Here is a 6,612-nt window from a genome sequence, read left to right on the forward strand (position 1 = left end):
GCGGTGATAGTTTGGACTTATGCGCGTACTAGTAGTGGATCATCCCCTCGTAGCCCACAAGTTGACCGTCCTCCGAGATAAGGACACCCCGTCCCCGGTTTTCCGTCTGCTCACCGAAGAACTCGTGACCCTGCTGGCGTACGAAGCCACCCGCAATGTCCGGGTAGAGCCCGTGAACATCGAAACCCCGGTCACCTCGACCGTGGGAACCGGCTTGGTGAAGCCCACGCCCCTGGTTGTTCCGATCCTGCGTGCCGGCCTCGGCATGCTCGAAGGCATGACCCGGCTGGTCCCCACCGCCGAAGTCGGGTTCCTGGGCATGGCACGCAATGAAGAGACCCTCGAAGCCATTACCTATGCGGAGCGCCTTCCGGACGACCTGACCGGCCGGCAGGTCTTCGTCCTGGATCCGATGCTTGCCACCGGCGGCACCCTGCGCGAAGCCATTAAGTTCCTCTTCCAGCGCGGAGCAGCGGAGATCGTCTGCATCTGCCTGCTGGGTGCACCCGAAGGCCTGAGCGTCCTGGAGGAAGAACTCGCAGACGCCAACGTCACCATCGTCCTGGCGTCCATCGATGAACGGCTTGACGAAAAGGCGTACATCGTGCCGGGTCTCGGAGATGCGGGAGACCGTCTCTACGGGATTGTGCACTAGGCGCCCGACGGGTTGGCGCAAATGTCCATTATGTGGACAGCGGCTATCTCGCTTGACACTGAGCGGCTCATAAGCAGGCTTATGAGTCGCTCAGTTCTTTAAGTGGCAATTTCACCGTTGTGCCTTATGGAACATGGGTTCTTGCGCCGATGTAGACCAGGGGCAACGGGCGCGAATGATGCATTATCTGGTGAGTTCTGTCACAAAACGGTCACATGTGTCCACTATGTGAGACTGGGTAACCATTGTTACTTGTGCGAATAGCTTTATTACATGCAATAATCCGTAACGTGAACATCCACACGACAGCATGTGTCGCAGATCTTCTTCCTGGCACCCGTGCCAGCCAGAAGAGCTGCTGTCGTTGATTGCAGGCCTAGGACACCACCCCCCGTCCGCGGCACCACACCAGCCCACCGAAAGGGCGCAACCCCTGCGCCGTCTCGACCGGGAACACCCCCTGCATAGAGCCGTCTGACGGCAATTCACCATGAGGTCCCAAAATGTCAGTAGCATCCGGGTACGTCCACATCTCCCTCCGCAACGCACAGACCCGCTCGGCGGGAATGCCTCCACGCCAGGCAGCGCCCGGGTTCCGGCCCTTTGGCGCCCCGGGTGCCTTGCAGCAGTTCCCAGGCCAGGTCATTCCCACCGGTTCCCGTCCACTGGGCGCAATGAGCCCGGACGGTCTGCCCATGACCGCCCCCACCCCTGTTGTGGCGCCGTCAGGCATCCCCGGCCCGCAGCCGGTGGCCAGTGACACGGTCGCCCGCGGCTTTGTCATCTACGTCGGCCTCGACGAAGACACTGCTGCCGCCAACGGCACAACCCTCACCAAGCTTGCCCAGGAAATGCGTGCACACGTCCAGACCCTGGTTCCGGGCGCCCAGAGCCACGCCGCGGTTGCGCTCGCTCCAGCCGGTGCCTCCGGAACAGACATCGACGTCGTGCGCCAGGCGCTGGGAGATCCCACCGTCAGCCGCCGCCAGCGGCAGGAAGCCTCCGCACCGGCTCCCGTCCAGCCGACCGCGCCCCGCCCCTCCGGCGTGCTGATCGACCTGTCCCGGCGCGAGGTACACCTGGACGGCGAAACGCTGAACCTGACCTTCAAGGAGTTTGAACTCCTGAATTACCTGGTGGAGAACGCCTCCCGCACGGTAGGGCGCGAAGAGCTGCTCTCCGGCCTCTGGCGCAATGCCGAGGAAGTGCCCAACGAGCGGACGATCGACGTCCACATCCGCCGCCTGCGTTCCAAGCTGGGACGCCTTGCCAACACGGTCCGCACGGTCCGCGGACAGGGTTACCGCTTCTACGAGCACCCCGAGGTTGTTGTCTGGGCTGCTCCGGAATACAGCATCTAGCGACACCCTTTCCCATCGAGAGGGCAGTTACGGCCGGTTTCAGCCCTGAAAGCAGCCGTAACTGCCCTCTCGATGGTGGGGAGCTGGCCGGACTGGAACTGACCGGGATAGAACTGACCGGGCCGGAAGCGGAACGCCCCGCAACCGGGCGCGGATAGACTTGGCCCATGAGCGGCCACCACATCAAGAAACTCATGCTGCTGAGGCATGCCAAGGCAGACTGGCCGCGCGAAGTCACGTCCGACCATGAGCGCCCGCTCTCCGGCCGCGGGCACCGCGATGCGCCGCAGGCAGGGATCTGGATGCGGGAGCACGACGCCGTCCCGGACTTCATTCTCTGTTCCTCCGCCCTGCGCACCCGCCAAACGTGCACCTGGGTCTGCGACGAACTCGGCGACAAAGCCCCCACCGCCAAACTCGAGGACCGACTCTACGATGCCTCGGCGTCGTCCATCCTGAGCGTTATCAACCATGTCCCGGAAACCGTCACCAGCCTCCTGGTGATTGCGCACATGCCCGGCGTCCAGGAACTGGCCATGCGGCTTGCCTCGGTCTCCTCGAATGAAGACGCAGTCATGGATATGGCCACCCGGTATCCGACGTCGGGACTCACTGTCATGGAAGTGGAGGTTCCGTGGGCGGAGCTGGACGGCCGCGACGCGAAGATCACCCACTTCGCCGTTCCCCGCGGCTGAGGATCAGAGTCCGTACTTCTCCAGCAGCCGGAGCCAGATTTCACTGATGGTCGGGTACGCCGGGACAGCGTGCCAGAGCCGTTCCAGGGGTACTTCCCCGGTGACGGCGATAGTCGCAGCATGCAGCAGCTCCGCAACACCGGGACCGGCAAAAGTGAACCCGACCGGGATACCCCTGTCCTCATCGACCACCATCTGGGCCCAGCCCTCGTAGCCGTCGGCAAACAATGCGGACCCAGCCACGCTGATCGGCAGGGACGTTTCAGAGGCGCGGATGCCGCGCTCCTTCGCCTGGTCCGGCCGCAGGCCCACCATGGCAACTTCGGGATCGGTAAAGACCACCTGGGGAACGGCAGCGTGGTCCGCCGTCGCAGCGTAGCGGCTCCATCGCGGAGGCTCGCCAAAGCCGATCTCGCCGCTGGCCCTCGCAGCGATCGCCGCTCCAGTGGCACGGGCCTCGTACTTTCCCTGATGCGTCAGCAGCACCTTCCCGGCAGCATCGCCCACAACGTACAGCCAGTTCCCGGCTTCGGCGACAAGGCCGCTGTCATCGCAGGACAGGGCGTGCGGGTCCAGACCGAGGTCTTCCAGGCCGAGTCCGTCAAGCGCGGGATGCCGGCCGGTCGCCACCAGCAGCCGGTCGCCGTAGAGGAGGTCTCCGCCCGGCAGCGCCAGCACGACGGCGCCCGACCCATCCTCGAAGACCCGGTCCGCGGCGGTGCCGGTGAGGATTTCCACCCCGTCGGACCGCAGCGACGCGGCCACCAGCTCAGCGGCGGGCCGCGGGAACATGTCCAGCAGGCCGTGCCGCACCAGCATCGTCACCTCGGACCCCAGCCGGGCATAGGCCTGCGCCAGTTCAGTCCCTGCGACGCCTCCGCCAACGACCAGGAGCCTGGGAGGTGCTTCCTGTGAGGACGTGGCGTCAGCTGTTCCCCAGAAGTCGATCTGGTCCAGACCATCCAAAGGCGGCGTCACCGGCGCCGAGCCTGTGGCCAGGACGACGGCGTGGCGGGCCTGGATGCCTGCCCGGACTCCGGCGTCGTCACGTACTTCGACGCGGCGTTCACCGGTGAGCCGTGCCCGGCCGCGGACCAGGCCTATCCCGGTTTCTTTCACCCACTCGACCTGGCCGGCGTCGTCCCACCCGGACGTGAAGGAGTCCCGGCGGCCAAGGACGGCGGGGACATCGAGCGAACCGGTCACGGCCTGGCGGCTTCCAGCAACGGCCCTGGCCTCCTCCAGCGCGGTGCCGGGCCGCAGGAGTGCTTTCGAAGGCATGCAGGCCCAGTAGGAACATTCACCGCCGACCAGGGCGGATTCAACCAGGATCGCCTCAAGTCCGCCCTGCACGACGCGAGCCGCAGCGTTTTCCCCCACTGCGCCCGCGCCAAGAACTATGACGTCTGTTTCCAGGGTTTCAGCCATGGGCCCGAGCCTTCCATCTGTCCGGATCCGGGGCAAGGGCCCGAAGGTGCCGGCAGGGGCGGCGGGGGGCCGGGCCGAAAGCGCAGGCTGCGCAGCAGATGGCATGAAAAAACCCGGCCTGACCGCATTGCTGCTGGTCAGACCGGGTTTCCAGTGGTGCGCGCGAAGGGATTCGAACCCCCAACCTTCTGATCCGTAGTCAGATGCTCTATCCGTTGAGCTACGCACGCATTCTTTGGAATATCCTAGAAGTTGACGGGTTCCCCCGGCTTCCTTCAAGTTCTTCCGTGGCTGTTTGGCCGTAGATAACTATAGCGGGGTTGCGGGGAGAACGCCAATCGGGTTCCATTACGGCAAAACACTAGACCGGTCTATATGACCTTCGTCACTTAAGTGGGTGATGCAAGCTGGATTTCCGTTGAAATCTCGGCAATTTCGGGGCGGTCGACCAACTGGGCAGCAGCGTCCCGCCGCTGGAAAGCAGCAGATTTCGAAATAGCATCAAAAAACACCACTGACCCAACGAAGGGAAGAGTCATGGGCGATGACGCGCGTCAGCTAGTTCTCAATGAGAGCGGCAATGCTGCTCCTAGCCAGTTGCAGGACAGCAAGAACCGGGGAGCCTCCAGCGAGGCACCCACCACCCACCGTGCCCTGCTTGACTGGGTGCAGGAGGTGGCCGAGCTGACGCAGCCCGCCCGGGTCTATTGGGTGACTGGCACGGAAGAGGAAAACAAGGCACTGACGGATGAGCTGGTGGAAGCCGGCACCCTGACCCGCCTGAACCCGGAGACCTTCCCGAACTCCTTCGCTGCGTTCTCCGATCCTAAGGACGTTGCCCGGGTCGAGGAGCAGACCTTCATCTGCTCCGAGAAGAAGGAAGACGCCGGCTTTACCAACAACTGGATGGACCCGGCGGAGATGCATGCCAAGCTGGACGGCCTTTTCGCCGGTTCCATGCGTGGACGCACCATGTACGTCATTCCCTTCGTGATGGGCCACCTGGAAGCAGAGGACCCCAAGTTCGGCGTGGAGATCACCGACTCCGCGTACGTCGTCGCCTCGATGCGCATCATGGCCCGCATCGGCACGGACGTCCTGCGCAAGATGGAAGAGCTGGATGCCTTCTTCGTTCCGGCTCTGCACTCCGTCGGCGCGCCGCTGGCCGAGGGTGAAGCCGACGTTGCCTGGCCCTGCAACGAAGAGAAGTGGATCGTCCACTTCCCCGAAGACCGCTCCATCTACTCCTACGGCTCCGGCTACGGCGGCAACGCCCTGCTCGGCAAGAAGTGCTACGCCCTGCGCATCGCTTCCGTCATGGCGCGGGACGAGGGCTGGCTCGCCGAGCACATGCTCATCCTCAAGCTCACCAGCCCGGAGAAGAAGGACTACTACGTTTCCGCGGCGTTCCCCTCTGCCTGCGGCAAGACGAACCTGGCGCTGCTGGACCCCACGGTTGAGGGCTGGAAGGTCGAAACCCTGGGTGACGACATCACCTGGCTGCGCTTCGGCCACGACGGCGAACTTCGCGCCACGAACCCTGAGGCGGGCCTGTTCGGCGTCGCACCGGGCACCGGCTGGAGCACCAACCCCAACGCCATGCGCGCGATCGCCAAGGGCAACTCCATCTTCACCAACGTCGCGCTGACCGACGACGGCGGCGTCTGGTGGGAGGGCATGACCGACGAAGCGCCGGCGCACCTGACGGACTGGCGCGGAAACGACTGGACCCCGGAATCTGGCACCCCGGCTGCCCACCCGAACTCGCGCTTCTGCACGCCGATCGACCAGATCGACATGCTGGCCGAGGAATACCACTCCCCGGACGGTGTGCCGGTTTCGGCCATCCTCTTCGGCGGCCGCCGCAAGACCACCGTTCCCCTGGTCACCCAGGCACGCGACTGGACCAGCGGCATCTTCATGGGCTCCACGCTCTCCTCCGAGACGACGGCGGCCGCGGCCGGCGCCGTGGGTGTGGTCCGCCGCGACCCGATGGCCATGCTGCCGTTCATGGGCTACGACGCCGGTGACTACCTCAAGCACTGGATCACCCTCAGCGGCAAGGCCAACCAGGACAAGCTGCCCGGCATCTTCCTGGTCAACTGGTTCCGGCGCACCGCCGACGGCGGTTTCGCCTGGCCCGGTTTCGGGGACAACTCCCGTGTGCTGAAGTGGGTCATCGAGCGCCTGGAAGGCAAGGCTGACGCCGTCGAGACCCCGATCGGGTTTGTCCCGACCGGCGATTCGATCGACCTCAAGGGCCTGGACATGACTCCGGCCGACGTCGAAGCAGCTGTGCGCGTGGATCCGGCTGAATGGGAGACCGAGCTGGCCGGGATCGACGAGTGGTACGCCCGCTTTGGTGCGTCACTGCCCGAAGAGCTCTCGGCCAAGCTGGCAGAACTCAAGGAGCGCTTCGCCGCGGCGAAGTAGCCTCAAGGCAAAAGGCCGGGCCCCGCACTCAGTGAGTGCG

The 6,612-nt window shown here is 64.7% G+C and carries 5 protein-coding genes and 1 tRNA gene; 4 read left to right on the forward strand and 2 right to left on the reverse strand.

Translation table 11 applies throughout. The features are described 5' to 3' along the window. Positions 1–19 precede the first annotated feature (19 nt). The 3 genes from upp (at position 20) to TVB01_RS11750 (ending at position 2,711) form a co-directional block, all read left to right on the forward strand. The gene (gene upp, locus TVB01_RS11740; RefSeq protein ID WP_227896222.1) at positions 20–655 is read left to right on the forward strand and encodes a uracil phosphoribosyltransferase; all 636 of its coding nucleotides are present in this window, start codon (positions 20–22) and stop codon (positions 653–655) included. Positions 656–1,158: 503 nt separating this feature from the next. Then, positions 1,159–2,016 carry a winged helix-turn-helix domain-containing protein gene (locus TVB01_RS11745; RefSeq protein ID WP_422456089.1) on the forward strand — a complete coding sequence of 286 codons (858 nt, stop codon included), beginning with the start codon at positions 1,159–1,161 and terminating at the stop codon, positions 2,014–2,016. 167 nt (positions 2,017–2,183) lie between these two features. Beyond that, positions 2,184–2,711 carry a SixA phosphatase family protein gene (locus TVB01_RS11750; RefSeq protein ID WP_422456090.1) on the forward strand — a complete coding sequence of 176 codons (528 nt, stop codon included), beginning with the start codon at positions 2,184–2,186 and terminating at the stop codon, positions 2,709–2,711. A gap of 3 nt (positions 2,712–2,714) precedes the next feature. Here TVB01_RS11750 and TVB01_RS11755 read toward each other — a convergent pair whose 3' ends face one another. Beyond that, positions 2,715–4,139, reverse strand: a complete 1,425-nt coding sequence (locus TVB01_RS11755) for a dihydrolipoyl dehydrogenase family protein (protein WP_422456091.1) — start codon at positions 4,137–4,139, stop codon at positions 2,715–2,717. 154 nt (positions 4,140–4,293) lie between these two features. Continuing rightward, positions 4,294–4,369 (reverse strand) — tRNA-Arg (locus tag TVB01_RS11760). A 307-nt stretch (positions 4,370–4,676) separates the two neighbouring features. On the opposite strand from TVB01_RS11760, the gene TVB01_RS11765 reads away from it, so the two are divergent. Continuing rightward, positions 4,677–6,572 (forward strand): phosphoenolpyruvate carboxykinase (GTP), encoded by a 1,896-nt coding sequence (locus tag TVB01_RS11765; RefSeq protein WP_422456092.1) that lies wholly within the window; start codon positions 4,677–4,679, stop codon positions 6,570–6,572. Positions 6,573–6,612: the final 40 nt, after the last annotated feature.

The organism is Arthrobacter sp. 7Tela_A1 (assembly GCF_049311065.1).
Classification (GTDB): Bacteria; Actinomycetota; Actinomycetes; order Actinomycetales; family Micrococcaceae; genus Arthrobacter_B.